Below are 23,107 nucleotides of genomic sequence, written 5' to 3' on the forward strand. Positions count from 1 at the left end.
TGTGAGTTCGATTTATGAAAAATCAATTATTAACTATCATTTGCTGCATCCCAAGCTGCAGAAACGGTACCAATTAGACGGGTCTCATACATTCAGCGGGACGGGAACGATGTCAGAAATAAGCGGAGGCTCTTTTCTGGTTAGAATGCTGTTAAAGCTGGGTGTTTTTTTCAGATGCTTCTTTTCAGAAAGAGGCAAAGACATTCCATTTACAATACAAAATAGAACTTGTCTTTTGAAATCGCAACATACAGGAATAGAATGGAATCGTACATTTTTCTTTAAAGGCAAAAAACGTTTCTTTGATGCGTTAATGATATATGACGAGAAAGAAAATAGAATACTTGATTTCTTCGGCAAACCTCATCTGCTGCTGTCTGTTTTGACGTTCGAGGCATCTCTTGACGGCTCTCTTACGATCACATCGGGAAAGCAATGGCTATTGATATGCGGAAAAAGAATCCCGCTGCCGAAATGGCTGACCGGTACATCCGAAGTTTGCGAAACGTTTGATGAAAAAAAGAATTGTTTCACCATTGAAGTGCATGTGCAAAATACAATTCTTGGCACTCTTTTCTTTTATAAGGGAACGTTTCAGGAGGAAGAGAGAGAATCATGAAACGAAATGGCATAGTCAGTGCGCTTTGTTTTATTGGATTTCTTGCAGCAGAAGCACCGGATATTTCAGTGGCAGAGGCACTCGTTTTGTTATCCATTCTATTTTTCGTGCCGGGAATTTTTCCTTTTGTTTTTCGTCAATCTCCGGTTCGTGCTGCTCAGTTTATGGAAAACGGGCTAATCCAGTGCTATCCTGTAGCCGCATTCTTTGCGGTGCTGGCTCTAGTGACGGAGGTTGGGGGTTTCGCACTTATCTGGTGGATGTACACAGTTTTTAATGCATTGTATGCGATCCTCCGCCTTTGGGAAACAAAGATACATAGAATCGAAGAGACATCAGTTTTGTTCGGTCTTATTTATTTGGCGGGAGGAGGATTTTGGTTTTTTGCTTATGCTGCCCATTTGCAGATCATGCAATTTGGCCCTCTCATCATTTTGCTGACTGCTGTCCACTTTCACTATTCTGCTTTTCTGATCCCGATCTTCAACGGTTTACTCGGCAGAACCATTAGAAAACATCGGATGTTGTACAGTTGGATAACATGGGTGATTTTGCTTTCGCCCCTTCTTATCGCACTGGGCATCACATATTCAAAAACACTTGATGTCATTGCGGTTAGCATTTATATGGCGGCGATTTATCTTCATGCATTTTTGGTGTTCACGGCAGCTTTTCGCACCAAGACGGGGACATTTCTTATTCGGCTTTCTTCCGCTGTTTTAATGATAACGATTGCTTTCTCGATGATTTATTCATTTGGTGTCTTTCGGCAAGAAGTTACATTGACCATCAATCAGATGATTTGGATTCACGGTTTTGTCAACGCGTTTGGTGTTATCTTGCCCGCTCTCATAGGGTGGAGAATAGAGGATGCGAAACCTTTTGATGCAGACAGTGTAAAGACATTCAGCCGTATCTACGGAAAAAGAAAGATTGGAGAAGAATTTTTAGCTAACATTCAAGCTGAAAATAACGCTCGGTACAGCGGACTTGTGGATGATATGGGCAGCCTGCGTTCAAAAGATTTTTCACCAGAAAAACTGGCGCCGCTCATTCTTTCGTTTTATGAACAAACCATCGAATACAATATTAAAGCAAAAGTAACATGGAGCACGTGGTTTCGGCCGCTTGCAATTATTTACGAATGGTTCAGCAGAAGAATCGGCCAAATACATCTTTCGACGAACCCTGACTGGTATAGGATGTACAGCAAGATAAAAGGTGTTCATTCGAAAAAAGACGGAAGGGAAAGAGTACGTGCCTGGATTAGAACAAATGAAAAAAACGAAACCATTTTTACCGCTCTTTATTCAGTGTATCGTTCAAATGGAGAGGGGTATATGAATATTTCTTTACCGCTTCCATTCAGCAGCATGACAGGTATTTTAAAACCATATCATCATCAGGAGAAGCTGGTTTTAACAAGCAGGCGGAGAAAAAGCAGAGCGGGGGATGAGGGGATTTATCTGCAAACAAGAGCGGGAACTTGTCCGCTTCCTTTATCTGAAACCTTTCTGATAGAAGCTGTACATGACAACAAATTAACCGCTGTTCATCATATGTGGCTGTTTGGAATAAAATTTCTAACTGTTCATTACAGCATTACACATATTAACCAGCCTATTGAAAGAACCTAACACAAAGAAGAAGCTTCGTCTGCCAGTTGTAATGAGATGAACTGTTTTAAAATTCTGCACCGCATCAAGACAGGAAAGGAAGGGTTTATGGTGTTTTATATCAGTTTATTTCTGATTCTTTGGCTGGCTGCTGGGTTTGCAGTGGGAATGAAACAAGTGTATGTCGATCAGCTGTTTGATAAAGCTGTGATCGAAAGACTGGAAAAAGAAGCGAATGATCATGGACATGCTGACCGGATGATCAAACAGCGCGTCCTTTATATTGCAGCAGTGACAGTAAGCGGGTTTATTTCTGTTTATTATGAAATGAAAACAATCCCGCAAAGGCGAAACATAAGAAAAATTGAAAAAAACATCATGAAATTAAATCAAGCAAAAAAACGAAGAATGAAGAGAAAATAAAAAGTGCACAGGCCAAAGGGCAGGTGCATTTTTGTTTTGTATGGAAAATGGGGGAGGTGGTGCCAGCTTACTTTTCATAAATTCAAAAATGAGAAGAACAGCGCCCGGGCTAATGGTATATAATATTGTGAATTTAACAAAAATTTAACAAGGAGGACGAGAGAATTCGTGCTAAAGCCTCAAAGAGACCTACATTCTGTTGATTTGGACTTAGAGGCGGAGTAGATGAAACCGGCCAAAGTATCCCTGCTCCGCCGTTTGCTCCATTCCTTGAAGCATGTTGATTGTAACATAGCCAAACGTTTTCCATCAACTATTAAAATTGTAAAATTATTGATGATTTTTATGGTGTTTACTCCGATTTCTTCAATTTATGCTGAAGATGTATATCAGAATTTTGAGGAATTAAAAAACAATGAAGATCCTTCTGATTATGGCGTTGTTACGAAAGAAACCGGAAGCCCTGTTCTTGTTTTAGCTATTCACGGAGGAGGTATTGAAGGCGGGACAAGTGAAGTAGCGAGAGAGCTCAGCAAAGAGTACTCGATGTATTTATTTGAAGGCTTAAAATCGGCAGGAAACTCAGTCCTGCACATTACGAGCACACACTTTGATGAACCTCGGGCCCTTAAAATGACGGGAAATCATGAATATGTCATTTCATTACACGGGTACGCAGAAGAAGATCAGCAGATCGAAGTCGGCGGTACAGATCGCGTAAGAGCGGCAGATTTAGTTGAGAAATTGCAGCATGCCGGTTTTCCTGCTGTATTGCTCAATATGGACCATCCGCATGCGGGCGTTAGTCCGAATAACATTGCAAATAAATCAAAAACAGGTTTAAGTATTCAGATAGAAATGAGCACAGGGTTTCGAAAGTCTTTGTTCGGCATCTTTTCTTTAAAAAGCAGAGCTGTTACTCAAAATGAGAGGTTTTATGAGTTTACAGAAGTGATGTTCCGTTTTCTCAAAAATAGCTACTGAAAAATAGGAGGCGATAAGACAGCCTCCTATTCCTTATGCTTCTCTTTCGTTTCGGGAAACAGCTCGTCCGCGGCTTCCGTTTGATACTGCAACGTGTTATCTCTCGCTGACAGTTCATTTCGGAAATTTTCATCAAGCACATTTTTCAGTAAATACCGATGAAAAAAGTATTCAAAAACAGTAAGACAGGCAGCGGAAAGGAGAGCCGCTCCAAATGGTGAGAAATCGTTTCTTGTTTGGGTTAAAACAAATACCCAAAGAATAACGAATGAAAGGCCAAAGTCAGCCAATGAAGCTGTAATATTGTTTGTTCTGGGTAAGACGAGCATGTCACCAGAAAGATAGGAAACAAAACCTAAGAAAAGTGCAATAAACATCACACTTAAAAAGGATGCGTGATAGACTCTGTCCAAAATCACATATAAAAGGGCGAGAGTGAAAGCAATCTTTGAAGCAAGCGCAATGATATGTTTCATTTGACCACCTAAATTGTTATTTTTTGAAGAAAATTCTTGGGCGTAAACAAATGATAAATAATGCAATTCAAAACCATTCATAATGGTCATGTTACTATTTTAAACAGTCCGTTTTTGTTTACACTGGTATTTTTTTCAGCTGTATGAAACTTTCTTATGAAAAAAGTCGTATATGTGGATGATCAGCTTTCAAGGGGGGAATGATTTGTGGAGATAAAAGGAATCAATCACTTGCTATTTTCAGTTTCGCATTTGGATACATCGATTGATTTTTATCAAAAAGTGTTTGGTGCAAAGCTTTTGGTAAAGGGAAGAACAACTGCATATTTTGATATGAACGGCATCTGGCTAGCGCTTAATGAAGAACCAGACATCCCGAGAAATGACATTAAGCTTTCTTATACCCATATTGCTTTTACAATTGAAGATCATGAATTTGAGGAGATGTCAGCTAAATTAAAAAGACTTCATGTCAATATTCTGCCTGGCAGAGAACGAGATGAACGCGATCGAAAATCAATTTATTTTACCGACCCTGACGGCCACAAATTTGAATTTCATACCGGAACCCTTCAAGACAGGCTTCGATATTACAAACAAGAAAAAACGCATATGCACTTTTATGATGAAACGGCCTTTTGATAGCACAACCATATTTCATATAAGGTTAAATTTAAAGAAGGGTGTTGGTGGAGACTTTATGTTTGGGGAAGGTTTCTACCCGACTTGTTCAACGATGCCATATCTTTTGAACTGCACAAGTGATTGGGTGAAGGTGAAATTGAAATACACATTACATTACATTTTATATGAAGAAAGCGAGCTGTTTTATCAAATGTTGAACTAATTAAACTATGTACTAAATTTTCAGTATATTTCAATTGCTTTGCCCCTTAATAAATATAAAACCGCATCCTTCCACGACCTAAAAAATGAAACGTTTTTAAGAAGATGGCGTCTAATATTCTAAATGTTCATATTTTGATAAAAGTTTCCTAAAGGAAAGAAAATTTCTTGACTTCAACAATCTTTTGGTGGATAATTATGGTGTAAACATGATGTTCTTTTTCCTCCTATTCGGGCTCGCACCCAAAAGTCAGGGCGAGCCTGCTTTTTTTGAACAACAAACCCCCTCTCCGTAAAGGAAGAGGGGGTTATTTTATGCATCTGATAGATCAATAGATTAATGGACGGTTCTGAACACGCCAATCACTTTCCCTAGAATGCTGACATTCTGCAAAATGATAGGTTCCATCGTTGGGTTCTCAGGCTGCAAGCGAATGTGGGTATCCTCTTTATAGAATCGTTTTACAGTTGCTTCATCATCTTCTGTCATCGCAACTACAATTTCCCCATTGTTCGCTGTGTTTTGCTGTTTAACGATGACATAGTCCTTATCGAGAATACCAGCATCTATCATACTGTCTCCCATAATCTCCAGCATAAATACATGCTCGTCTGGAGGAACCATGCGGTCAGGGAGCGGAAAATATTCTTCAATATTTTCTACTGCTGTAATAGGAGATCCCGCCGTGACTTTCCCGATGACCGGTACATTAACGACCTGGCTTTGCGGAATGTCTACTTCTTCATCAAGAATTTCTATTGCTCTTGGTTTTGTCGGATCTCGTCTGATCAGCCCTTTTGTTTCCAAACGGGCCAAATGGCCGTGGACAGTAGAACTGGACGCAAGCCCGACAGCCTCTCCGATCTCTCTCACGGAAGGCGGATATCCTTTTGATTTAACCTCTGCTTTAATAAAACGGAGGATATCAAGTTGCCTTTTTGATAGCTTCGTCATTTTTCGCACCTCAAAACGTCGATTTTAAGAAGATTATAGCATGATTTTCCTTACAGTACAAACATAGGTTCGAAAAAACAATTGACAGAAACGTTTGTTCGTATATACTGAAATTATAAAAATGCGAACAAACATTCCTGTTGGAGGTTATGATCATGAGTAAAGAATCTATTATTTTTGTCGGTCTGTTTACAGTGATTTTGAGCGCGGTTATCCTTATGCTGTCATATACAAGCAGCGGCCAAGAGCTTAATCAGTATGTTAAAATAGAAGTCCAGCAAGGCGACACACTCTGGTCAATTGCTGATCAGGTAGCCGATACAAAAAAGATAAACAAAAATGATTTTATTGAATGGGTAGCTGATAAAAATCAACTTCAAACCTCTGATATCCAGCCGGGTGATGAGTTAGTGATCCCATTGAAAAAGAAGCATCAGGATGCATATGAATTAGCAACTGTAAGATAGAGAGGAAAGAGAGATAAAATGAAAGCACTCATTTATGCCCGTGTAAGCACAAATAAAGAACAGCAGGAAACGTCATTAAAGCGGCAGGAGGAGGAGCTTACGGCCATTGCAGCGGAGAACGGCATGGAAGTGGTCAAAGTGATTTCAGAAAAAGCCAGCGGATATGAAATGGATCGGGATGGTGTATTTGAGCTGCTCGATGAGATTAAGAACGCTGATATTGATGTCATTTTGGTTCAGGATGAGACAAGGCTCGGACGGGGAAACGCAAAAATCGCACTGCTTCATTGTATTTATAGAGAAGGTGTGAAAGTCTATACAACGGCTCATAGAGGTGAACTGGAGTTATCGGAGGCTGACTCAATGGTCTTGGAAATCGTCAGCATTGTGGAAGAGTATCAGCGAAAGATTCACAACATGAAAATCAGACGGGGAATGAAACGTGCAGTAAAAAACGGTTTTAAACCGCAAAAAAACTTAAAAAACCAACATGGGAACAGTGGAAAAGAAAAAATAGAGGTGCCAATCTCAGAGATCGTCCGCCTGAGAGCGAATAAACTGACGTTTGCTGAAATCGCGGCTACCCTAAGAGGGTTTGGCTATGATGTCTCTAAAGCAACCGTTCACCGGCGTTTTCAGGAATACATAGAGAATGAAGAGACTGCAGAGTGAATCAGTTGTAAAACTTTTTTTGATCTAGTACTATATAGACAAAATGCAATAAAGGAGTTTAACATGATTTCAAACGCGAAAATTGCCAGAATTAATGAACTTGCTGCCAAAGCTAAAGCTGGCGTTATTACAGAAGAAGAAAAAGCCGAACAGCAAAAGCTCCGTCAAGAGTACTTGAAAGGTTTTCGTTCTTCTATGAAGAACACGTTAAAAAGTGTGAAAATCATTGACCCAGAAGGCAATGATGTTACACCAGAAAAGCTAAAAAGAGAACAAAGAAATAACAAACTTCACTAATATAAGAGGAATACGGCAATATCGTATTCCTCTTTTGCATATACTATAATCAAAACTCTTATGTGACAAAATTCAACAAGTTTCTCTCAAATTTAAGCTGAAACAGTTGAGAAAAAGTCGTCAGACATTTATGATGTAAGGGTACAACACATAAGGAAGGGGATTTTTATGGATACAATTGAAAAGAAATCAGTTGCTACCATTCGCACACTGTCAATAGACGCTATTGAAAAAGCAAATTCTGGTCACCCAGGGATGCCGATGGGAGCCGCTCCAATGGCATACACGCTGTGGACAAAATTTATGAACGTAAGTCCGGCAAACCCTGGCTGGTTTAACCGTGACCGTTTTGTTTTATCTGCTGGACACGGGTCAGCACTATTATACAGCATGCTTCATTTAAGCGGGTTTGATCTTAGTATTGAAGATCTTAAGGGATTCCGCCAGTGGGGCAGCAAAACACCAGGACATCCGGAATTCGGACATACTGCCGGTGTTGATGCTACAACAGGTCCGCTTGGCCAAGGAATTGCCATGGCAGTCGGTATGGCAATTGCTGAACGCCATTTAGCGGAAACATACAACCGCGATTCATTTAACGTAGTCGATCATTATACATACAGTATTTGCGGTGATGGTGATTTAATGGAAGGTATTTCTTCTGAAGCCGCTTCACTCGCAGGCCATCTTCAGCTTGGCCGTCTGATCGTACTATACGATTCTAATGACATCTCTCTTGATGGAGACCTCGACCGTTCATTCTCTGAAAACGTGAAACAGCGTTTTGAAGCAATGAATTGGGAAGTTCTTTATGTTGAGGATGGAAACAATATTGAAGAATTAACAGCGGCTATCGAAAAAGCACGCCAAAATGAAAAGAAACCTACATTAATTGAAGTGAAAACGACAATCGGATTCGGTTCACCTAACCGTGCCGGTACATCCGGTGTTCACGGTGCGCCGCTTGGTAAAGAAGAAAGCAAATTAACAAAAGAAGCTTACGCGTGGACATATGAAGAAGACTTCTACGTTCCGTCAGAAGTTTATGAGCATTTCGCTGTAGCTGTTAAAGAATCAGGTGAGAAAAAAGAACAAGAATGGAATGCTCAATTCGCTAAATATAAAGAAGTTTATCCTGAACTTGCTGAACAGCTTGAACTGGCAATCAAAGGAGAGCTTCCGAAGGACTGGGATCAAGAGGTTCCTGTGTATGAAAAAGGAAGCAGTTTGGCATCCCGTGCATCTTCCGGTGAAGTTCTCAACGGACTTGCGAAAAAAATTCCTTTCTTTGTCGGAGGTTCTGCTGACCTAGCGGGATCGAACAAAACGACTATTAAAAATGCCGGTGATTTTACAGCGGTTGATTACTCAGGCAAAAACTTCTGGTTTGGTGTACGTGAATTTGCGATGGGTGCGGCCTTAAACGGTATGGCGCTTCATGGCGGTCTTCGTGTATTCGGCGGAACTTTCTTTGTCTTCTCTGATTACCTGCGTCCTGCGATTCGCCTTGCAGCGTTAATGGGCCTTCCTGTGACATATGTCTTCACACATGACAGTATTGCGGTTGGTGAAGACGGTCCGACGCACGAGCCTGTTGAACAGCTTGCTTCACTCCGTGCGATGCCTAACCTTTCTTTGATCCGTCCAGCAGACGGCAATGAGACAGCAGCAGCATGGAAGCTTGCAGTGCAAAGCACTGACCACCCAACAGCGCTAGTGCTTACACGTCAAAACCTTCCTACCATCGATCAAACATCTGAAGAAGCATTGGCAGGAGTAGAAAAAGGTGCATATGTCGTTTCTAAATCTAAAAACGAAACACCTGACGCTCTTCTCATCGCTTCCGGATCAGAGGTAGGTCTTGCAATTGAAGCGCAGGCTGAATTGGCAAAAGAAAATATCGATGTTTCTGTTGTCAGCATGCCTTCAATGGACCGTTTTGAGAAACAATCTGATGAATACAAAAACGAAGTCCTTCCTGCAGATGTGAAAAAACGTCTTGCAATTGAAATGGGCTCATCATTTGGATGGGGCAAATACACGGGGCTTGAAGGTGACGTTCTCGGCATAGACCGATTCGGTGCATCTGCTCCTGGTGAAACCATCATTAACGAATACGGCTTCTCAGTTCCGAACGTAGTGAATCGAGTTAAGGCATTAATCAATAAGTAAGCTTTTGAAAGAGGATGAGTCAAATCATCCTCTTTTTCTTGTTTATCCGACAAAAATAGTATTGGCTGTTTAACAGTAATAGACAATTCTTTCTTTTCTTCTTTTGTATAATAGAGAGCAAATGAAATGCTGCTGGAAAAGGGGATGAAAAGATGGAACGTCACTACTATACGTACCTGATCAAAGAGGAATTTGCCAATCACTATTTCGGCCGGGAATCGGTTATGTTTGAGCTGTTTCAAGACTATCATTGGACAAGCCTTGAAAAGCAGCAGTATGAAATGACAGAGAAACAGATTCAATATATTACACAACCAATCCCGATTTTACATATGCATCAGCGGTTAAAAATGAATTTAAACAAGACGGATTACAGGCAGCTGGATTATATTTATAGAATAGCTTTGCCGAAAGCAAAAGGCCACGCGACGTTTATGATGAAGGAGCACATGATAGAAATTGTGGCTTCGGGAGATTACGAGGCAGAAACGATATTCTTTGAAGTGTTAAGAAAAGTAAGCCCTTGCTTTTTAGCAATGGATTTCAATTCGAAGCGTTACGGATGGCTAAATCCGGTGAAAGAAAGAAATTTTGTCTAAAACCGAAGAAAAAGAGATGTAAATGTTGTATAATAGCTTTTGGTTTAGTACACTTTAAACTAGACAACATGAAGGAGGAAATAAAATGACTTTATGGGTTGGCATCCTAGTGGGCGTTGTTGCATTGCTCATAGGTGTTGCACTCGGGTTTTTTATTGCTCGTAAATATATGATGAGCTACCTGAAAAAGAATCCGCCTATTAATGAACAAATGTTACGCATGATGATGATGCAAATGGGAATGAAACCTTCTCAAAAGAAAATCAATCAAATGATGAAAGCCATGAATAATCAAACGAAATAATACGTAAAGATTATGATATAGAGAAACATGGTTATAAAATAAAAAACCCTTATACGGGTTTTTTATTTTGCAATCATTCATCACCCGCTACTGCTCGAAGGCGCTGCTTTTGATATTGTATGAGAAGATGGTCAAGCTCCTGACTGAGCTCTATCGTAATATGAGATGTCATTCCGTTCGCCATGACAATTTGCAGCAGCTCTGCTCTTTTTTTTTCAATTTCTTTTAATAGATGCTCTCTAATCACAGGGATGTATCCTTTCATACATTAGATCTTCAAAGTGAATGTTTATATTATATCCATATTTATACTAATTTTCAAATGAGAAGGAGTATAATGTCTCAATGTCAAATTAAATTATATAAGTTTTTTCTGAAAATAGAAATCCTTCAAGTGAAAGTGTTAAAAAAATGAAATGATTTTGTCATAACTTGAAGGAATGTCAAATCATGAAGGGATGATGACATGGGAGACGTGAATTATTTTTTGACATTCGGAGCGGGGTTTTTATCCTTTATTTCGCCTTGCTGCCTGCCGCTTTACCCAGCTTTTTTGTCATATATTACAGGGGTCAGCATGGACGATGTAAAAACTGAAAAGCTGCTGCTGCAGAAAAGAAGCTTGTTTCATACTTTGTGTTTTTTGCTTGGCTTTTCAGTCATTTTTATTGCTTTAGGCTATGGAACATCTTTTATTGGCAGCCTGTTTAGGGATTATCACGATGCGATTCGGCAAATTGGCGCGTTGCTTATTATTTTGTTCGGTTTCATTACACTCGGTGTGTTCCGGCCTGAGGCTATGATGAAAGAGCGGAGAATCCATTTTAAGCATAAACCAAGCGGGTTTTTAGGGTCGGTCTTAATCGGAATGGCATTTGCAGCTGGATGGACACCATGTACCGGTCCGATATTAGCTGCTGTTATCACACTTGCAGGCACCAATCCGGGCTCAGCGGTGCCATACATGATGTTATATGTACTCGGTTTTGCGGTACCGTTTCTTTTATTGTCTTTTTTTATCACAAAGCTGAAGTGGATAAGGAAGAACCAGCTTTTCATTATGAAAGCTGGTGGCGTTTTGATGATTGTGATTGGTGTGCTGTTATTCTTTAATTGGATGAGCCTGATCATTATTTTGCTGTCAGATCTTTTTGGAGGCTTTACTGGTTTTTGACGGTAAATTACTTTCGTACTACTACTAATCCTTTTGTTTTTGGTACAATAAGACTATTATCTGTGGAAATCGATTGTTGGAGGGGAATATGACAAGAGTTTTAGTTGTAGACGACGCCAAGTTCATGAGAGTGAAAATCAGAGAGATCTTGGAAGAGGCAAATTACATAATCGCAGGCGAAGCGGCGGACGGTGAACAAGCAGCTGACCTGTATAAAAAACTGCGCCCGGACCTTGTGACAATGGATATTACAATGCCGGTGAAAAACGGCATAAAAGCGCTTCGTGATATCTTAACCTTTGATCCTAAAGCGAAGGTCATCATGTGCACCGCCATGCGCCAGCAAAGAATTGTAACGGAAGCAATTGAGCTGGGGGCAAAGGATTTTATTGTTAAGCCGTTTGAGGAAACAAAAGTGCTGGAAGCTGTAAGCCGCGTTATGGGACATTAAAGTCATTTCTTTTCAAAATGGTTTTTTTTATTGTTTTGGAGTATAGTATATAGTATCAACACTCCGAGAAACAAAGGAATGATAAGTATGATGATTATAGTTTCATCAATTATTGCTGTGTTAATGGCTGTAGCTGTGATGGTGGTCAGAATAAAGTCCTCTGACAAGCCTGTTTCACCAAAAAAAATCATTCTTCCGCCGATTTTTATGAGTACGGGAGCGTTAATGTTTTTATTTCCGGTATTTTGGGTAACTGGAGCAGAGTTTTTGGAAGCATTCACTTTAGGTGTGATTTTCTCTATTTTTCTAATCAAAACTTCTAAGTTCGAAATTAAAAATAATGAAATTTACATGAAACGCTCTAAAGCATTTGTTTTTATATTAGTCGGTCTTTTGGTGATCAGAATCGTGATGAAATCGATCTTGAGCACATCAATTGATTATGGTGCACTGAGCGGAATGTTTTGGATTCTGGCTTTCGGTATGATTGTGCCTTGGAGAATCGCCATGTATTTATCATATCGAAAACTTCATAACGAGCTGCAGTCATCTAATATTCAAATGAATTAAAAAACCTTTCCTCTTGTCAGGAAAGGTTTTTTATTTGAGAAGGGTCTGATAAGGTTCCAAATCGATTTTTTTGTCCCGCAGATGCCTTTTTAAGAAGGTATGGTCTCTTTTAGGAGTTGCGAGAATATAGCCTTTGATCATAAGTTGCTGATCAATCTTTGCTACCTTTTCTTTTAATGCAAGCTCACCGATTTTGCCTGCGATTTTAGCTTTTGCTGCATCTCTGAACAGCTCTGGCACGGGCGCAGTCAATTCATCTAGAAACTGTTTGTTTTCATCGTTCCATAAATGTCTGCTGTTTTCAATATAGTAATCCTGCCAATCAAGCTCTGATCTGCCGTCCTCTTTTGGTAAACGCTTTAAAAACTTTCGAAACATGAAAAAACCGCCGATTGATAATAAGACTACCATCATGATTACCCAAAACAGAATAAACCATAAAAACCATCCTTCCAGCATCAATCATTCCCCCTTATTCTAACCATATTGTATACGAAGAGAGATTAGAAGAACACAGTAAAAAAAGAATAGAAAAAAGTGATAGACGTCTAGTCAAAAGAGATAGTAGATCATATTCTATTGTATAGTGAATCTGCTATTTGGCCATGGGAGAGTCACTAGAGGGTATTTGACGATAAATGGACGGAAAAAAAGTCACTTTCATAATAGGGGATGAAAGTGACTTTTTATGTTTAGCTGAGAGGAAATTGAAGAGAAAAAGAAGAGCCATCTTCTGTTTCTTTATTGACGGCGACTGTGAGTATTTGATTTTCGCATTCGACTTGAATGTTTTTGTCATTAAAATAAAAAGGAAGCATCATTTGTTTTTCAAAAGTCTGTCCTGACGATTTGACAGTTAAGATGAACTCGCATCCAGAAAGGGTAACTGTTACTTGTGTAGGCTGTAAAAAAGTCAGATCCGCTTCTATAATATACTGCTGACTTGTTTCATATAAATCAATAGGCAATGTTTCGTCGTACCAGGCGAAGGGGTCTTCAAAAAATTGCCGAAGCCATTCATCCATACTATCGAAATCATTCGCATCGTTGCGTTTTGAATGGTTCATGGAAGCATTCCTCCACATATCAACCTTGCTTTACATCATATGCGGTGGATTATAAATGGGTGAACGCATAAAAAAACAGACACTAAGGTCTGCTTTTCTTACATATCATGGCTTGAGTTGTGCTTTTGTCTTGTATGGTTTCGGTTTTTTACTTTTTTGCTTCCGCTTAGAGGCTCGGGTTGGCCGGGATTGTGTCCTTTAGGGGCGTTTTTATGCATATCTTTACTTGTATTCTTATTGGTCATAAAATGAGAACCTCCTTAAAAGAGTTCGGTGTTATTGATTGGTTTTTCTTTTTTTGTTATTTTGGCGTTCTGCTTCAGTCAGTACAAGCTGGTCGTTTTCAATATAGCCGGCGCCTTTGCCTTGGCTTTTTGCGTCATTCATTCCGTTAATGACGTGATTCGCTTTTCTTTTGACCATCATTATCACCTCAATCATAATATGGCTTCTTTTATTGTGTTATATGAGAGAGCGTAAACAGTAAAAATTACCGGTACATTTTTCTCATAAGTCGAACTTATTGTATTTAATAAAAACATTGATATTTACTTATGTATGATTTTGTTTTAATATGAAATTGTGAGAAAATTGTGATGGAATGTAATGTTCATCTGAGAATGATCTGATCTGAAGGGGGATTTTGGAGAATGGCAAACGAGCAAAAAACTGCAGCAAAAGACGTTTTCCAAGCGAGAAAAACGTTTACTACAAATGGGAAAACATATCATTACTACTCTTTAAAAGCGTTAGAAGATTCAGGTATAGGAAAGGTTTCGAAGCTTCCTTATTCCATCAAAGTTCTTTTAGAATCAGTATTGCGTCAAGTTGACGGCTTCGTTATCAAAAAAGAACACGTGGAAAATTTGGCAAAATGGGGAACTGCCGAATTAAAGGATATCGACGTTCCGTTCAAACCGTCTCGTGTTATTTTACAAGACTTCACAGGGGTTCCGGCAGTAGTAGATCTGGCTTCACTGCGTAAAGCAATGGCAGCTGTCGGCGGAGATCCTGATAAAATCAACCCTGAAATTCCTGTTGATCTCGTTATCGATCACTCTGTACAGGTAGATAAAGCGGGTACAGAAGATGCATTAGCAGTAAATATGGACTTGGAATTCGAAAGAAATGCAGAGCGCTACAAATTTTTAAGCTGGGCAAAGAAAGCGTTTAACAATTATCAGGCAGTACCGCCTGCAACAGGTATTGTGCACCAGGTCAACCTTGAGTTCTTGGCAAGTGTTGTCCATGCCATTGAAGAAGACGGCGAGCTTGTAACGTATCCTGATACGCTTGTCGGAACAGACTCACACACAACAATGATTAACGGTATCGGTGTTCTCGGCTGGGGTGTCGGTGGAATTGAAGCTGAAGCGGGAATGCTTGGACAGCCTTCTTACTTCCCAGTTCCAGAGGTAATCGGCGCGAAACTTGTCGGCAAGCTTCCAAACGGAACAACAGCTACTGACTTGGCGTTAAAAGTAACACAAGTGCTGCGTGAAAAAGGCGTTGTCGGTAAATTTGTTGAATTCTTCGGACCGGGAATTGCTGAACTGCCGCTTGCAGATCGCGCAACAATTGCGAATATGGCTCCGGAATACGGTGCTACATGCGGATTCTTCCCAGTAGATGAAGAAGCGCTTAACTACCTGCGCCTGACTGGCCGTGATCCTGAACATATTGATGTTGTTGAAGCATACTGCAGAAGCAATGGCTTGTTCTACACTCCAGATGCGGAAGACCCTCAATTTACTGATGTGGTTGAAATTGACCTGTCTCAAATTGAAGCAAACTTATCGGGTCCAAAGCGTCCTCAGGATTTGATCCCGCTATCTGCTATGCAGGAAACGTTTAAAAAGCAATTAGTCAGCCCTGCAGGTAACCAAGGATTCGGTTTAAATGCTGAGGAAGAAAATAAAGAAATTAAGTTTAAACTCCTTAACGGCGAAGAAACAGTTATGAAAACGGGTGCGATCGCCATTGCTGCGATTACAAGCTGTACAAATACATCAAACCCATACGTGCTGATCGGCGCCGGACTGGTAGCGAAAAAAGCGGTTGAGTTAGGGCTTAAGGTGCCTAATTACGTGAAAACGTCACTTGCACCGGGTTCTAAAGTTGTTACAGGATATCTTGTGAATTCAGGCCTTCTTCCATACATGAAAGAGCTTGGCTTTAACCTCGTTGGGTACGGCTGTACAACATGTATCGGGAACTCAGGTCCGCTTTCACCGGAAATCGAAGAAGCGGTTGCGAAAAATGATCTTCTGATTACGTCTGTCCTTTCCGGAAACCGTAACTTTGAAGGACGTATTCACCCGCTTGTTAAAGGCAACTATCTTGCTTCACCGCCGCTTGTTGTGGCATATGCGCTGGCTGGAACGGTAAACATTAACTTAAAAACCGATCCAATCGGTGTGGGCAAGGATGGTCAAAACGTATACTTTAATGATATTTGGCCGTCAATGGACGAAATCAATGCACTTGTTAAGCAAACTGTTACGCCAGAGCTATTCCGCAAAGAGTATGAAACAGTATTTGATGACAACAAGCGCTGGAACGAAATTGAAACAACAGATGAAGCTTTATATAAATGGGATAACGATTCAACTTACATCCAAAACCCACCATTCTTTGAAGAGATGTCTGTTGAGCCAGGCAAGGTTGAGCCATTAAAAGGACTGCGTGTTGTCGGTAAATTCGGCGATTCAGTCACAACTGACCATATTTCTCCTGCGGGGGCAATCGGAAAAGATACGCCTGCCGGAAAGTATTTGCAAGAAAAAGGTGTTTCACCTCGTGACTTTAACTCCTACGGCTCCCGCCGTGGAAACCATGAAGTCATGATGAGAGGAACATTTGCCAACATTCGCATCAAAAACCAAATCGCACCGGGTACAGAAGGCGGATTTACGACGTACTGGCCGACTGGTGAAGTAACATCCATCTATGATGCATGCATGAAATACAAAGAAGATAAAACCGGTCTTGTCGTATTAGCAGGAAAAGACTATGGTATGGGATCTTCACGTGACTGGGCTGCAAAAGGAACAAACCTTCTCGGCATCAGAACGGTCATTGCAGAGAGCTTCGAAAGAATTCACAGAAGCAATCTTGTATTCATGGGTGTGCTGCCGCTTCAGTTTAAACAAGGTGAAAATGCGGATACACTCGGCTTAACGGGTAAAGAAGTCATCGAGGTAGATGTTGATGAAACAGTTCGTCCTCGTGACCTTGTGACTGTAAGAGCAATCAATGAAGACGGCAATGTAACAACTTTTGAAGCAGTCGTCCGCTTTGATAGTGAAGTTGAAATTGATTACTACCGCCATGGCGGCATCCTTCAAATGGTGCTTCGTGAAAAAATGAAGCAGTCCTGATGAATCAATAGGAAGAGAAGGCATTTCGCTTTCTCTTCTTTTTATGACACAATGTGCTGCGGAGGTGGCATATGCTGAAAAAATGGCTCGCAGGGATCCTGCTTATCATGCTAGTCGGTTATACGGGATGGAATTTATATCAAACATACAGCAAAAAAGAAGTCGGAATTCAAGAGGGGCAACAAGCACCTGATTTTTCTTTGAAAACGCTATCAGGAGAGAAAAGCTCTTTACAGGATGCAAAAGGCAAAAAAGTGCTGCTCAATTTTTGGGCAACTTGGTGTAAGCCGTGCCGTCAGGAAATGCCTGCGATGGAAAAGCTGCAAAAAGAGTACGCCGACAAACTTGCGGTTGTTGCGGTAAATTTCACTTCAGCTGAGAAAAGTGAGAAACAGGTCCGAGCGTTTGCTGATACTTATGACTTAACGTTCCCCATTCTGATTGATAAAAAAGGGATCAATGCTGACTATAACGTGATGTCATATCCAACGACATATATCTTAGATGAAAAAGGTGTTATCCAAGACATACATGTTGGCACCATGACAAAAAAAGAAATGGAACAAAAACTGGATCTTGATTAGATTCAGTTTTTTTTATACTCAAATATGCTTACAAGTTTTCAGAATTGGAAAAAATAAAAGAATATGCGGAGGTGAGAAGCGTGAAGAAGATGAGAAAACGTTCTTTTCATGAGCTCGTCATGGAAAACAAAAAAGAGCTGATGACCAATACAGAGTATTTAAATCAGCTTGAGGAAAAGCTTGAACAGCGATTTAAGCAAAAATAACCTTTAATTTGTATTCATGTTTACCCCTCCTTTTGAGAAACCTATCTGTTGAGGAGGGATAAACATGGGAAACAACAAGAAAAACGGTCAGCCTCAATATGCTCCAAGCCACTTGGGTACAAAGCCTGTAAAATATAAAGCCAATAAAGGGGAAAAAATGCATGATACTTCAGGACAGCGGCCGATTATCATGCAGACAAAAGGCGAGTAGCGAAAATTCGAGTTTATTTCTAGGAGGTACATCCGAATGACAAAGAACCAAAATCAATATCAGCAGCCTAATCCTGATGATCGTTCTGACAATGTGGAAAAATTGCAGGATATGGTTCAAAATACAATTGAAAATATAGAAGAAGCAGAAGCATCAATGGAGTTTGCTTCAGGAGAAGATAAACAGCGTATCAAAGAAAAAAATGCAAGGCGCGAACAGAGCATTGAAGCGTTTCGTAATGAAATACAGGACGAATCTGCAGCGAGACAAAACGGATACCGTTCTTAAAAAACCAGGGAAACCTGGTTTTTTTCTTTCTGATTTGATTATGGTAAAATGGGGCTAAATTGACGTTAAGGGAGCAGAGTAATCTTGCATGTATCAAAAAAAGAAATAGAAGTGCGTTATGCAGAAACAGATCAAATGGGGATTGTCTATCACGCAAATTATCTTGTGTGGATGGAGGTCGGCAGAACGGCCTTGATTAAGGACTTAGGCTTTTTATATAGTGATATGGAAAAAAAAGGCGTTCTGTCCCCAGTCGTTGATATCAATATTTCCTATAAAAAGCCGCTTCATTACGGAGAAACCGCGGTTGTACATACATGGATAGAGGACTATAACGGATTTAAAACCGTCTATGGTTACCACATTTATAATCCGGCCGGTGAGCTTTCCATCAAAGCCACCTCATCTCATATTTGTGTGGATAAAGAAAGCTTTAAGCCAATTCAATTCCGCAAAGCTTTTCCTGATTGGCACACAGCATATGAAAAGGCCAAAAAATAGGGAAGTGAACGGGATATGGCGTTTGGTGTGAAACGGGAGGAACTTAACCGGTGGAAACAAGCAGTGAAAAGAGGAGAAATCGCATTTTTAACACATTACTGGCTGGATGACCGATTTCCAGAAGCAAAGACCGTGACAAAAGCCGGCTGTGCAGACATTGATAAGCTGGTTCAGTGGGGAGCGGCGTACGGGTTAAAAAAAGAATGGATCCATAAGAAAAGTGAATTTCCCCACTTTGATCTGCTGGGGGAAACACAAAAATATATTTTGGAACAAGAAAACCTAACCGATCATCTTATACGATTTCATTTGTAAAAAAAGAACGCACATGAAGTGCGTTCTTTTTTATTGGTATTCAAAAACCGGTTCATCAGCGTCTTCTGAATAGCTGACGAGAAGGTCGTGGTTATCAAAGTACCATAAATCACTTTCTTCAATAAAGAAGGTAATGCCATCAGCTTCTGCAGTGACTCCAGCCTCTTGTGGGGCATCTTTCGCTACACCGAGAGAAAAACCCTTTTGAACGTTGCTGCAGCCTCCATAGCGGACGAAAAAGCGAACCTGGTCTCCGCTTTCCAAATCGAGTTCTTCTTTATACCAGTTCAATGCGTCTTCGTTAATTGTCATATTCATAACAGAACACCCCTTTGTTCTTCATTTGAATTTTCTCTATTATAAACGTATTAGGCTATTCTGTGTCAAAAGAGAAGTTTTTTAAGCTTATAACCATTTTACTTTAGGTTCTGTTTTATTGATAATTCGTTTAATGTTCGCTCGGTGTCTGTATATCACAAAAATAGTGAGCAGGGTAACGACAATCAATAAATACGTATCATGGACAAAGAAACTATATATAACAGTATAGATCCCTGTTAACATCGATGAGAGAGAAACAAATTTAGTCAAGTATAAAAAGATGAAGAATACCGCAACCATCGTGATAAATAACAGGGGTGCGTAAAATAGCAAAACGCCTCCTGATGTCGCCACGGCTTTACCGCCTTTAAATTTGGCGAAGATGGGAAACACGTGGCCTAAAACCGCAAAGACTCCTGCAAGAAGCGGGTGAATATCAACATGCATGAGAAAAGGCAATGCAGTTGCCAGTGTCCCTTTCAAAATATCTCCGGCTATGACGACCGAACCAGCTTTTACACCCAATGTACGGAATGCATTGGTAGCGCCTAAGTTGCCGCTTCCGTGCTCCCGAATATCAATTCCTTTGGCAAGCTTGCCCACAATTAAGCCAGATGGAATGCTGCCTATCAAGTAGGCCAAAATAATCAATAAAGCAATTAACATCTACATTTCTCCTTTTTCAAATTCCCTTCTTTTTATTTTAACATGAGATGTCATGATCTGATGATAAGTTTTTTTGTAAAGTTTGCTTACAAATCAAATCAAACATGCATCATATTTTGATTTCTCCTGTTTTGATCGTGTAAAATAAGTGAAAAAGGAGTGACACACGATGCAAAACCCTTCTAAAGCGGAAATTAAAGAGATTCTTCAAAGAAGCAAACGTATAGCGGTAGTAGGGCTTTCAGACCGTCCGGATAGAACGTCACATATGGTTTCAAAAGCAATGCAGGACGCGGGTTATGAAATTATCCCTGTGAACCCTACAATTGATGAGGCGCTAGGTGTCAAAGCCGTTTCATCTTTAAAAGAGATAGACGGTCCGATTGACATCGTAAATGTATTCCGGCGCTCAGAACAGCTTCCTGGAGTGGCGGAAGAGTTTTTAGAGACAGATGCGCCAGTATTTTGGGCACAGCAAGGGCTAGTTAATGAGGAAGCATACCAGATGCTAAAAGAAAAAGGCAGAACGGTTATCATGGATCTGTGCATAAAAGTGGCACACGCTGTAACAAAATAGGTGCAGAACTGCAAAAATCCTTGTAAATTCAAGGATTTTTGCTTTTTAATTTTAAGATATTGTTTGCGTATTACGGTGAAACAGATACAATAAAGCTTGAACAGCTTTTTTTGAATACCTTGTCCAGCTGGGTTTCGGCCGTTCGATTTGCGAAGGTCTGCTGCTTTATATATAATAAACAAACATACGTTCTCATAGTGTAAAAACAGCACTAGCCGATGTTTTGAGAAGAACTGATTCGTTAGCTCTATGTTGCGATTGCAAACATATTGGTTATAATGAGGAGTCCAAGGCAGTACTGGCTCGAGGCGAGGTTTATAAAAAATATCTTATATACAAATGATGTGTAACACTGAAAAGAGAAAGACAATGTTAGTTTTTGAAAGGGGTTTGTACGTTTGGCTAGAAAACAGCAATTTGATTACAACGAAGATGCCATACAGGTGCTCGAAGGCCTTGAGGCTGTCAGGAAAAGGCCGGGTATGTATATTGGCTCTACTGACGCGCGGGGTTTGCACCACTTGGTTTATGAAATTGTAGATAACTCTGTCGACGAGGTGCTTGCCGGCCATGGAGATCACATAATCGTCAAAATACATAAAGACAATAGTATTTCTGTACAGGATAGAGGCCGCGGCATGCCGACCGGAATGCATAAGCTCGGCAAACCAACCCCTGAAGTGATTTTAACGGTGCTTCATGCCGGAGGGAAATTCGGCCAAGGCGGCTATAAGACAAGCGGCGGGCTCCACGGAGTTGGTGCATCAGTCGTGAATGCTTTATCTGAATGGCTGACGGTTACCATTGAGCGGGACGGTTTTGTCTATCAGCAGCGATTTGAAAATGGAGGAAAACCGGTTACATCTCTCGAAAAGATCGGCAAAACAAAAAAGACGGGAACTCTTACACACTTTAAGCCAGATCCAACGATGTTCAGCACAACCACTTATAATTTTGAAACGCTCTCTGAGCGCTTAAGAGAGTCTGCGTTTTTGTTAAAAGGACTGAAAATTGAGCTGATTGATGAACGCAATGACCAGCGTGAGGTCTTTTATTATGAAAACGGCATAGAAGCGTTTGTTGCTTACTTAAATGAAGAAAAAGACGTCTTGTCTGAAGTGGTCTCGTTTGAGGGTGAGCATCATTCTATAGAAGTGGACTTTGCGTTCCAGTTTAACGATGGTTATTCTGAAAATATTTTGTCGTTTGTCAACAATGTCAGAACAAAAGACGGCGGGACGCATGAGTCAGGTGCAAAAACTGCGATGACGCGTGCTTTTAATGAATATGCGCGAAAAGTGGCTTTGCTGAAAGAAAAGGATAAGAACCTTGAAGGCACCGATATAAGGGAAGGGCTTTCAGCCATTATTTCTGTCCGCATTCCTGAGGAGCTTCTTCAATTTGAGGGACAAACAAAAGGAAAGCTCGGTACCAGTGAAGCAAGATCAGCGGTGGATGCGATTGTTTCAGAGCAGCTTGCTTACTTTTTAGAGGAAAATCGGGACACCGCAACGCTTCTTGTCAAAAAAGCAATCAAGGCGAGCCAGGCGCGCGAAGCGGCACGCAAAGCCCGTGAAGAAGCAAGAAGCGGCAAAAAACGAAAAAAATCAGAAGCGACTTTAAGCGGAAAGCTGACGCCTGCGGGTTCAAGAAACCCGGCAAAAAATGAATTGTATCTCGTTGAGGGAGATTCAGCAGGCGGGTCAGCCAAGCAGGGACGAGACCGCAGATTCCAGGCGGTTCTGCCTTTACGCGGTAAAGTCATTAATACAGAAAAAGCTAAGCTTGCTGATATCTTTAAAAATGAAGAGATCAATACGATCATTCATGCGATCGGCGGGGGAGTCGGGGCAGATTTCTCAATCGATGACATCAACTACGACAAAATCATCATTATGACCGATGCCGATACTGACGGCGCCCATATTCAAGTGCTGCTTCTTACCTTTTTCTATCGCTATATGAAACCGCTCATTGAGCATGGCAAGGTGTTCATTGCGCTGCCACCTTTATATAAGGTCAGTAAAGGAAGCGGGAAAAAGGAAATCATTGAATATGCATGGTCTGATGAAGAGATGGGGGATGTCCTGAAAAAAGTCGGCAAAGGCTATACCATTCAACGATATAAGGGTCTTGGAGAGATGAACGCAGACCAGCTGTGGGAAACGACGATGAATCCGGAGTCCCGCACACTTGTTAGGGTCAAAATTGACGATGCGGCACGTGTAGAGAGACGTGTGACGACGTTAATGGGAGACAAAGTAGAGCCGCGCAGAAAGTGGATTGAGAAAAACGTCGCTTTCGGCTTAGATGAAGAAAGCAATATTTTAGAAAATGAAAACTTATCGGTCGCTGAGGAGGTTTAA

At 40.6% G+C, this 23,107-nt stretch carries 33 protein-coding genes and 2 other RNA genes; 25 read left to right on the top strand and 10 right to left on the bottom strand.

Translation table 11 applies throughout. The features are described 5' to 3' along the window. Position 1: 1 nt before the first annotated feature. The 3 genes from yndH to yndK are packed head-to-tail and all read left to right on the top strand — an operon-like array spanning position 2 to position 2,658. On the top strand, positions 2-619 hold the full coding sequence (gene yndH / locus BSU_17790; protein ID NP_389662.1) for a hypothetical protein: 618 nt from the start codon (positions 2-4) through the stop codon (positions 617-619). Beyond that, on the top strand, positions 616-2,256 hold the full coding sequence (gene yndJ, locus BSU_17800) for a putative integral inner membrane protein (protein NP_389663.1): 1,641 nt from the start codon (positions 616-618) through the stop codon (positions 2,254-2,256). The genes yndH and yndJ overlap by 4 nt, the downstream gene beginning before the upstream one ends. Positions 2,257-2,292: 36 nt before the next feature. Continuing rightward, on the top strand, positions 2,293-2,658 hold the full coding sequence (gene yndK, locus BSU_17810) for a putative phage/plasmid replication protein (protein ID NP_389664.1): 366 nt from the start codon (positions 2,293-2,295) through the stop codon (positions 2,656-2,658). On the opposite strand, the gene surA is transcribed toward yndK, so the two are convergent. Further along, positions 2,655-2,935, bottom strand: an RNA gene (surA, locus tag BSU_misc_RNA_72) — small untranslated RNA controlled by sporulation. The two genes, yndK and surA, sit on opposite strands and share 4 nt — an antisense overlap. Between surA and pghL the strand changes: the two genes are divergently transcribed. Further along, a complete protein-coding gene (gene pghL, locus BSU_17820) occupies positions 2,884-3,642 on the top strand; it encodes a phage gamma-polyglutamate hydrolase (RefSeq protein NP_389665.1) in 759 nt (252 codons plus the stop codon). The two genes, surA and pghL, sit on opposite strands and share 52 nt — an antisense overlap. A gap of 26 nt (positions 3,643-3,668) precedes the next feature. On the opposite strand, the gene yndM is transcribed toward pghL, so the two are convergent. Continuing rightward, entirely contained in the window at positions 3,669-4,208 is a 540-nt protein-coding gene (gene yndM / locus BSU_17830; protein ID NP_389666.1) for a putative integral inner membrane protein, read from the bottom strand. Positions 4,209-4,325: 117 nt separating this feature from the next. Here yndM and fosB point away from each other — a divergent pair, with 117 nt between their 5' ends. The 3 genes from fosB (at position 4,326) to ncrF (ending at position 5,243) form a co-directional block, all read left to right on the top strand. Further along, positions 4,326-4,760 carry a magnesium-dependent bacillithiol-transferase gene (fosB, locus tag BSU_17840; RefSeq protein ID NP_389667.1) on the top strand — a complete coding sequence of 145 codons (435 nt, stop codon included), beginning with the start codon at positions 4,326-4,328 and terminating at the stop codon, positions 4,758-4,760. Continuing rightward, entirely contained in the window at positions 4,618-4,965 is a 348-nt protein-coding gene (gene yzzP / locus BSU_17845; protein YP_009513960.1) for a hypothetical protein, read from the top strand. The genes fosB and yzzP overlap by 143 nt, the downstream gene beginning before the upstream one ends. Positions 4,966-5,163: 198 nt before the next feature. Continuing rightward, an RNA gene (gene ncrF / locus BSU_misc_RNA_73) (putative conserved small untranslated RNA) lies at positions 5,164-5,243 on the top strand. A gap of 58 nt (positions 5,244-5,301) precedes the next feature. Here ncrF and lexA read toward each other — a convergent pair. Next, a complete protein-coding gene (lexA, locus tag BSU_17850) occupies positions 5,302-5,919 on the bottom strand; it encodes a transcriptional repressor of the SOS regulon (protein NP_389668.1) in 618 nt (205 codons plus the stop codon). Between the two features lie 149 nt (positions 5,920-6,068). On the opposite strand from lexA, the gene dinK reads away from it, so the two are divergent. From dinK to yneF, 6 genes are all read left to right on the top strand, one after another. Continuing rightward, positions 6,069-6,386 (top strand): cell division inhibitor, encoded by a 318-nt coding sequence (gene dinK, locus BSU_17860; RefSeq protein NP_389669.1) that lies wholly within the window; start codon positions 6,069-6,071, stop codon positions 6,384-6,386. An 18-nt stretch (positions 6,387-6,404) separates the two neighbouring features. Next, complete coding sequence (gene dinL, locus BSU_17870; RefSeq protein NP_389670.1) at positions 6,405-7,058, top strand: putative site-specific recombinase, resolvase; 654 nt, start codon at positions 6,405-6,407, stop codon at positions 7,056-7,058. A 63-nt stretch (positions 7,059-7,121) separates the two neighbouring features. Next, the gene (gene ynzC / locus BSU_17880) at positions 7,122-7,355 is read left to right on the top strand and encodes a hypothetical protein (RefSeq protein ID NP_389671.1); all 234 of its coding nucleotides are present in this window, start codon (positions 7,122-7,124) and stop codon (positions 7,353-7,355) included. Positions 7,356-7,523: 168 nt separating this feature from the next. Continuing rightward, on the top strand, positions 7,524-9,527 hold the full coding sequence (gene tktA, locus BSU_17890; protein ID NP_389672.1) for a transketolase: 2,004 nt from the start codon (positions 7,524-7,526) through the stop codon (positions 9,525-9,527). A gap of 152 nt (positions 9,528-9,679) precedes the next feature. Next, positions 9,680-10,126: a factor controlling DNA replication gene (gene pcfA / locus BSU_17900; protein NP_389673.1), complete on the top strand. Its 447-nt coding sequence runs from the start codon at positions 9,680-9,682 to the stop codon at positions 10,124-10,126. Between the two features lie 85 nt (positions 10,127-10,211). Beyond that, entirely contained in the window at positions 10,212-10,430 is a 219-nt protein-coding gene (gene yneF, locus BSU_17910) for a putative acyltransferase (RefSeq protein ID NP_389674.1), read from the top strand. A 73-nt stretch (positions 10,431-10,503) separates the two neighbouring features. On the opposite strand, the gene spo0D is transcribed toward yneF, so the two are convergent. Continuing rightward, complete coding sequence (gene spo0D / locus BSU_17920) at positions 10,504-10,677, bottom strand: Spo0A-P phosphatase (protein ID NP_389675.1); 174 nt, start codon at positions 10,675-10,677, stop codon at positions 10,504-10,506. 219 nt (positions 10,678-10,896) lie between these two features. Between spo0D and ccdA the strand changes: the two genes are divergently transcribed. The 3 genes from ccdA (at position 10,897) to yneJ (ending at position 12,625) form a co-directional block, all read left to right on the top strand. Then, entirely contained in the window at positions 10,897-11,604 is a 708-nt protein-coding gene (gene ccdA, locus BSU_17930) for a cytochrome c-type biogenesis protein CcdA; thiol-disulfide oxido-reductase (RefSeq protein NP_389676.1), read from the top strand. Positions 11,605-11,692: 88 nt separating this feature from the next. Next, a complete protein-coding gene (yneI, locus tag BSU_17940; RefSeq protein NP_389677.1) occupies positions 11,693-12,055 on the top strand; it encodes a putative response regulator (CheY homolog) in 363 nt (120 codons plus the stop codon). Positions 12,056-12,133: 78 nt separating this feature from the next. After that, entirely contained in the window at positions 12,134-12,625 is a 492-nt protein-coding gene (yneJ, locus tag BSU_17950; protein ID NP_389678.1) for a putative integral inner membrane protein, read from the top strand. A gap of 30 nt (positions 12,626-12,655) precedes the next feature. Here yneJ and yneK read toward each other — a convergent pair whose 3' ends face one another. The 4 genes from yneK to sspO all read right to left on the bottom strand — a co-directional run bounded on the left by yneK (position 12,656) and on the right by sspO (position 14,115). Then, positions 12,656-13,084 (bottom strand): factor interacting with DynA, encoded by a 429-nt coding sequence (yneK, locus tag BSU_17960; protein NP_389679.1) that lies wholly within the window; start codon positions 13,082-13,084, stop codon positions 12,656-12,658. 233 nt (positions 13,085-13,317) lie between these two features. After that, entirely contained in the window at positions 13,318-13,710 is a 393-nt protein-coding gene (gene cotM, locus BSU_17970; RefSeq protein NP_389680.1) for a spore coat protein (outer), read from the bottom strand. An 80-nt stretch (positions 13,711-13,790) separates the two neighbouring features. After that, positions 13,791-13,937, bottom strand: a complete 147-nt coding sequence (sspP, locus tag BSU_17980) for a small acid-soluble spore protein (RefSeq protein ID NP_389681.1) — start codon at positions 13,935-13,937, stop codon at positions 13,791-13,793. A 31-nt stretch (positions 13,938-13,968) separates the two neighbouring features. Beyond that, complete coding sequence (gene sspO / locus BSU_17990) at positions 13,969-14,115, bottom strand: small acid-soluble spore protein (RefSeq protein NP_389682.1); 147 nt, start codon at positions 14,113-14,115, stop codon at positions 13,969-13,971. 227 nt (positions 14,116-14,342) lie between these two features. On the opposite strand from sspO, the gene citB reads away from it, so the two are divergent. From citB to yneQ, 7 genes are all read left to right on the top strand, one after another. Continuing rightward, positions 14,343-17,072 carry an aconitate hydratase (bifunctional aconitase) gene (gene citB, locus BSU_18000; protein ID NP_389683.1) on the top strand — a complete coding sequence of 910 codons (2,730 nt, stop codon included), beginning with the start codon at positions 14,343-14,345 and terminating at the stop codon, positions 17,070-17,072. Positions 17,073-17,143: 71 nt separating this feature from the next. After that, positions 17,144-17,656 (top strand): putative membrane-bound proteins with a thioredoxin-like domain, encoded by a 513-nt coding sequence (gene yneN / locus BSU_18010; RefSeq protein ID NP_389684.1) that lies wholly within the window; start codon positions 17,144-17,146, stop codon positions 17,654-17,656. A gap of 80 nt (positions 17,657-17,736) precedes the next feature. Then, positions 17,737-17,862: a hypothetical protein gene (gene ynzL / locus BSU_18019; protein YP_003097732.1), complete on the top strand. Its 126-nt coding sequence runs from the start codon at positions 17,737-17,739 to the stop codon at positions 17,860-17,862. Positions 17,863-17,926: 64 nt separating this feature from the next. After that, the gene (gene sspN, locus BSU_18020; protein ID YP_054579.2) at positions 17,927-18,073 is read left to right on the top strand and encodes a small acid-soluble spore protein; all 147 of its coding nucleotides are present in this window, start codon (positions 17,927-17,929) and stop codon (positions 18,071-18,073) included. Positions 18,074-18,109: 36 nt separating this feature from the next. Then, positions 18,110-18,361 (top strand): small acid-soluble spore protein (thioredoxin-like protein), encoded by a 252-nt coding sequence (gene sspT / locus BSU_18030; RefSeq protein ID NP_389685.1) that lies wholly within the window; start codon positions 18,110-18,112, stop codon positions 18,359-18,361. Between the two features lie 135 nt (positions 18,362-18,496). Continuing rightward, positions 18,497-18,862 (top strand): acyl-CoA thioesterase, encoded by a 366-nt coding sequence (gene yneP / locus BSU_18040; RefSeq protein YP_054580.1) that lies wholly within the window; start codon positions 18,497-18,499, stop codon positions 18,860-18,862. Between the two features lie 15 nt (positions 18,863-18,877). Beyond that, positions 18,878-19,177, top strand: a complete 300-nt coding sequence (gene yneQ, locus BSU_18050; RefSeq protein NP_389687.1) for a hypothetical protein — start codon at positions 18,878-18,880, stop codon at positions 19,175-19,177. Between the two features lie 30 nt (positions 19,178-19,207). On the opposite strand, the gene yneR is transcribed toward yneQ, so the two are convergent. Then, positions 19,208-19,495, bottom strand: coding sequence for a hypothetical protein (yneR, locus tag BSU_18060; RefSeq protein ID NP_389688.1), 288 nt, complete (start codon positions 19,493-19,495; stop codon positions 19,208-19,210). A gap of 87 nt (positions 19,496-19,582) precedes the next feature. After that, positions 19,583-20,164 (bottom strand): acylphosphate:glycerol-3-phosphate O-acyltransferase, encoded by a 582-nt coding sequence (plsY, locus tag BSU_18070; protein NP_389689.1) that lies wholly within the window; start codon positions 20,162-20,164, stop codon positions 19,583-19,585. A 169-nt stretch (positions 20,165-20,333) separates the two neighbouring features. Between plsY and yneT the strand changes: the two genes are divergently transcribed. Both yneT and parE read left to right on the top strand, forming a co-directional pair. After that, on the top strand, positions 20,334-20,741 hold the full coding sequence (gene yneT, locus BSU_18080) for a putative acyl-CoA-binding protein (protein NP_389690.1): 408 nt from the start codon (positions 20,334-20,336) through the stop codon (positions 20,739-20,741). Between the two features lie 398 nt (positions 20,742-21,139). Continuing rightward, entirely contained in the window at positions 21,140-23,107 is a 1,968-nt protein-coding gene (parE, locus tag BSU_18090) for a subunit B of DNA topoisomerase IV (ATP-dependent) (protein ID NP_389691.2), read from the top strand.

The sequence above is a fragment of the Bacillus subtilis subsp. subtilis str. 168 genome, assembly GCF_000009045.1.
GTDB classification, from domain to species: domain Bacteria; phylum Bacillota; class Bacilli; order Bacillales; family Bacillaceae; genus Bacillus; species Bacillus subtilis.

Coding starts and splice junctions, on each gene's coding strand:
- yndJ (NP_389663.1), top strand. CDS start 616: ATGAAACGAAATGGCATAGTCAGTGCGCTTTGTTTTATTGGATTTCTT.
- yndK (NP_389664.1), top strand. CDS start 2,293: ATGAACTGTTTTAAAATTCTGCACCGCATCAAGACAGGAAAGGAAGGG.
- pghL (NP_389665.1), top strand. CDS start 2,884: ATGAAACCGGCCAAAGTATCCCTGCTCCGCCGTTTGCTCCATTCCTTG.
- yndM (NP_389666.1), bottom strand. CDS start 4,208: ATGACCATTATGAATGGTTTTGAATTGCATTATTTATCATTTGTTTAC.
- yzzP (YP_009513960.1), top strand. CDS start 4,618: ATGAACGCGATCGAAAATCAATTTATTTTACCGACCCTGACGGCCACA.
- lexA (NP_389668.1), bottom strand. CDS start 5,919: ATGACGAAGCTATCAAAAAGGCAACTTGATATCCTCCGTTTTATTAAA.
- dinK (NP_389669.1), top strand. CDS start 6,069: ATGATCATGAGTAAAGAATCTATTATTTTTGTCGGTCTGTTTACAGTG.
- dinL (NP_389670.1), top strand. CDS start 6,405: ATGAAAGCACTCATTTATGCCCGTGTAAGCACAAATAAAGAACAGCAG.
- ynzC (NP_389671.1), top strand. CDS start 7,122: ATGATTTCAAACGCGAAAATTGCCAGAATTAATGAACTTGCTGCCAAA.
- tktA (NP_389672.1), top strand. CDS start 7,524: ATGGATACAATTGAAAAGAAATCAGTTGCTACCATTCGCACACTGTCA.
- pcfA (NP_389673.1), top strand. CDS start 9,680: ATGGAACGTCACTACTATACGTACCTGATCAAAGAGGAATTTGCCAAT.
- yneF (NP_389674.1), top strand. CDS start 10,212: ATGACTTTATGGGTTGGCATCCTAGTGGGCGTTGTTGCATTGCTCATA.
- ccdA (NP_389676.1), top strand. CDS start 10,897: ATGGGAGACGTGAATTATTTTTTGACATTCGGAGCGGGGTTTTTATCC.
- yneI (NP_389677.1), top strand. CDS start 11,693: ATGACAAGAGTTTTAGTTGTAGACGACGCCAAGTTCATGAGAGTGAAA.
- yneJ (NP_389678.1), top strand. CDS start 12,134: ATGATAAGTATGATGATTATAGTTTCATCAATTATTGCTGTGTTAATG.
- yneK (NP_389679.1), bottom strand. CDS start 13,084: ATGCTGGAAGGATGGTTTTTATGGTTTATTCTGTTTTGGGTAATCATG.
- cotM (NP_389680.1), bottom strand. CDS start 13,710: ATGTGGAGGAATGCTTCCATGAACCATTCAAAACGCAACGATGCGAAT.
- sspP (NP_389681.1), bottom strand. CDS start 13,937: ATGACCAATAAGAATACAAGTAAAGATATGCATAAAAACGCCCCTAAA.
- sspO (NP_389682.1), bottom strand. CDS start 14,115: ATGGTCAAAAGAAAAGCGAATCACGTCATTAACGGAATGAATGACGCA.
- citB (NP_389683.1), top strand. CDS start 14,343: ATGGCAAACGAGCAAAAAACTGCAGCAAAAGACGTTTTCCAAGCGAGA.
- yneN (NP_389684.1), top strand. CDS start 17,144: ATGCTGAAAAAATGGCTCGCAGGGATCCTGCTTATCATGCTAGTCGGT.
- sspN (YP_054579.2), top strand. CDS start 17,927: ATGGGAAACAACAAGAAAAACGGTCAGCCTCAATATGCTCCAAGCCAC.
- sspT (NP_389685.1), top strand. CDS start 18,110: ATGACAAAGAACCAAAATCAATATCAGCAGCCTAATCCTGATGATCGT.
- yneP (YP_054580.1), top strand. CDS start 18,497: ATGGGGATTGTCTATCACGCAAATTATCTTGTGTGGATGGAGGTCGGC.
- yneQ (NP_389687.1), top strand. CDS start 18,878: ATGGCGTTTGGTGTGAAACGGGAGGAACTTAACCGGTGGAAACAAGCA.
- yneR (NP_389688.1), bottom strand. CDS start 19,495: ATGAATATGACAATTAACGAAGACGCATTGAACTGGTATAAAGAAGAA.
- plsY (NP_389689.1), bottom strand. CDS start 20,164: ATGTTAATTGCTTTATTGATTATTTTGGCCTACTTGATAGGCAGCATT.
- yneT (NP_389690.1), top strand. CDS start 20,334: ATGCAAAACCCTTCTAAAGCGGAAATTAAAGAGATTCTTCAAAGAAGC.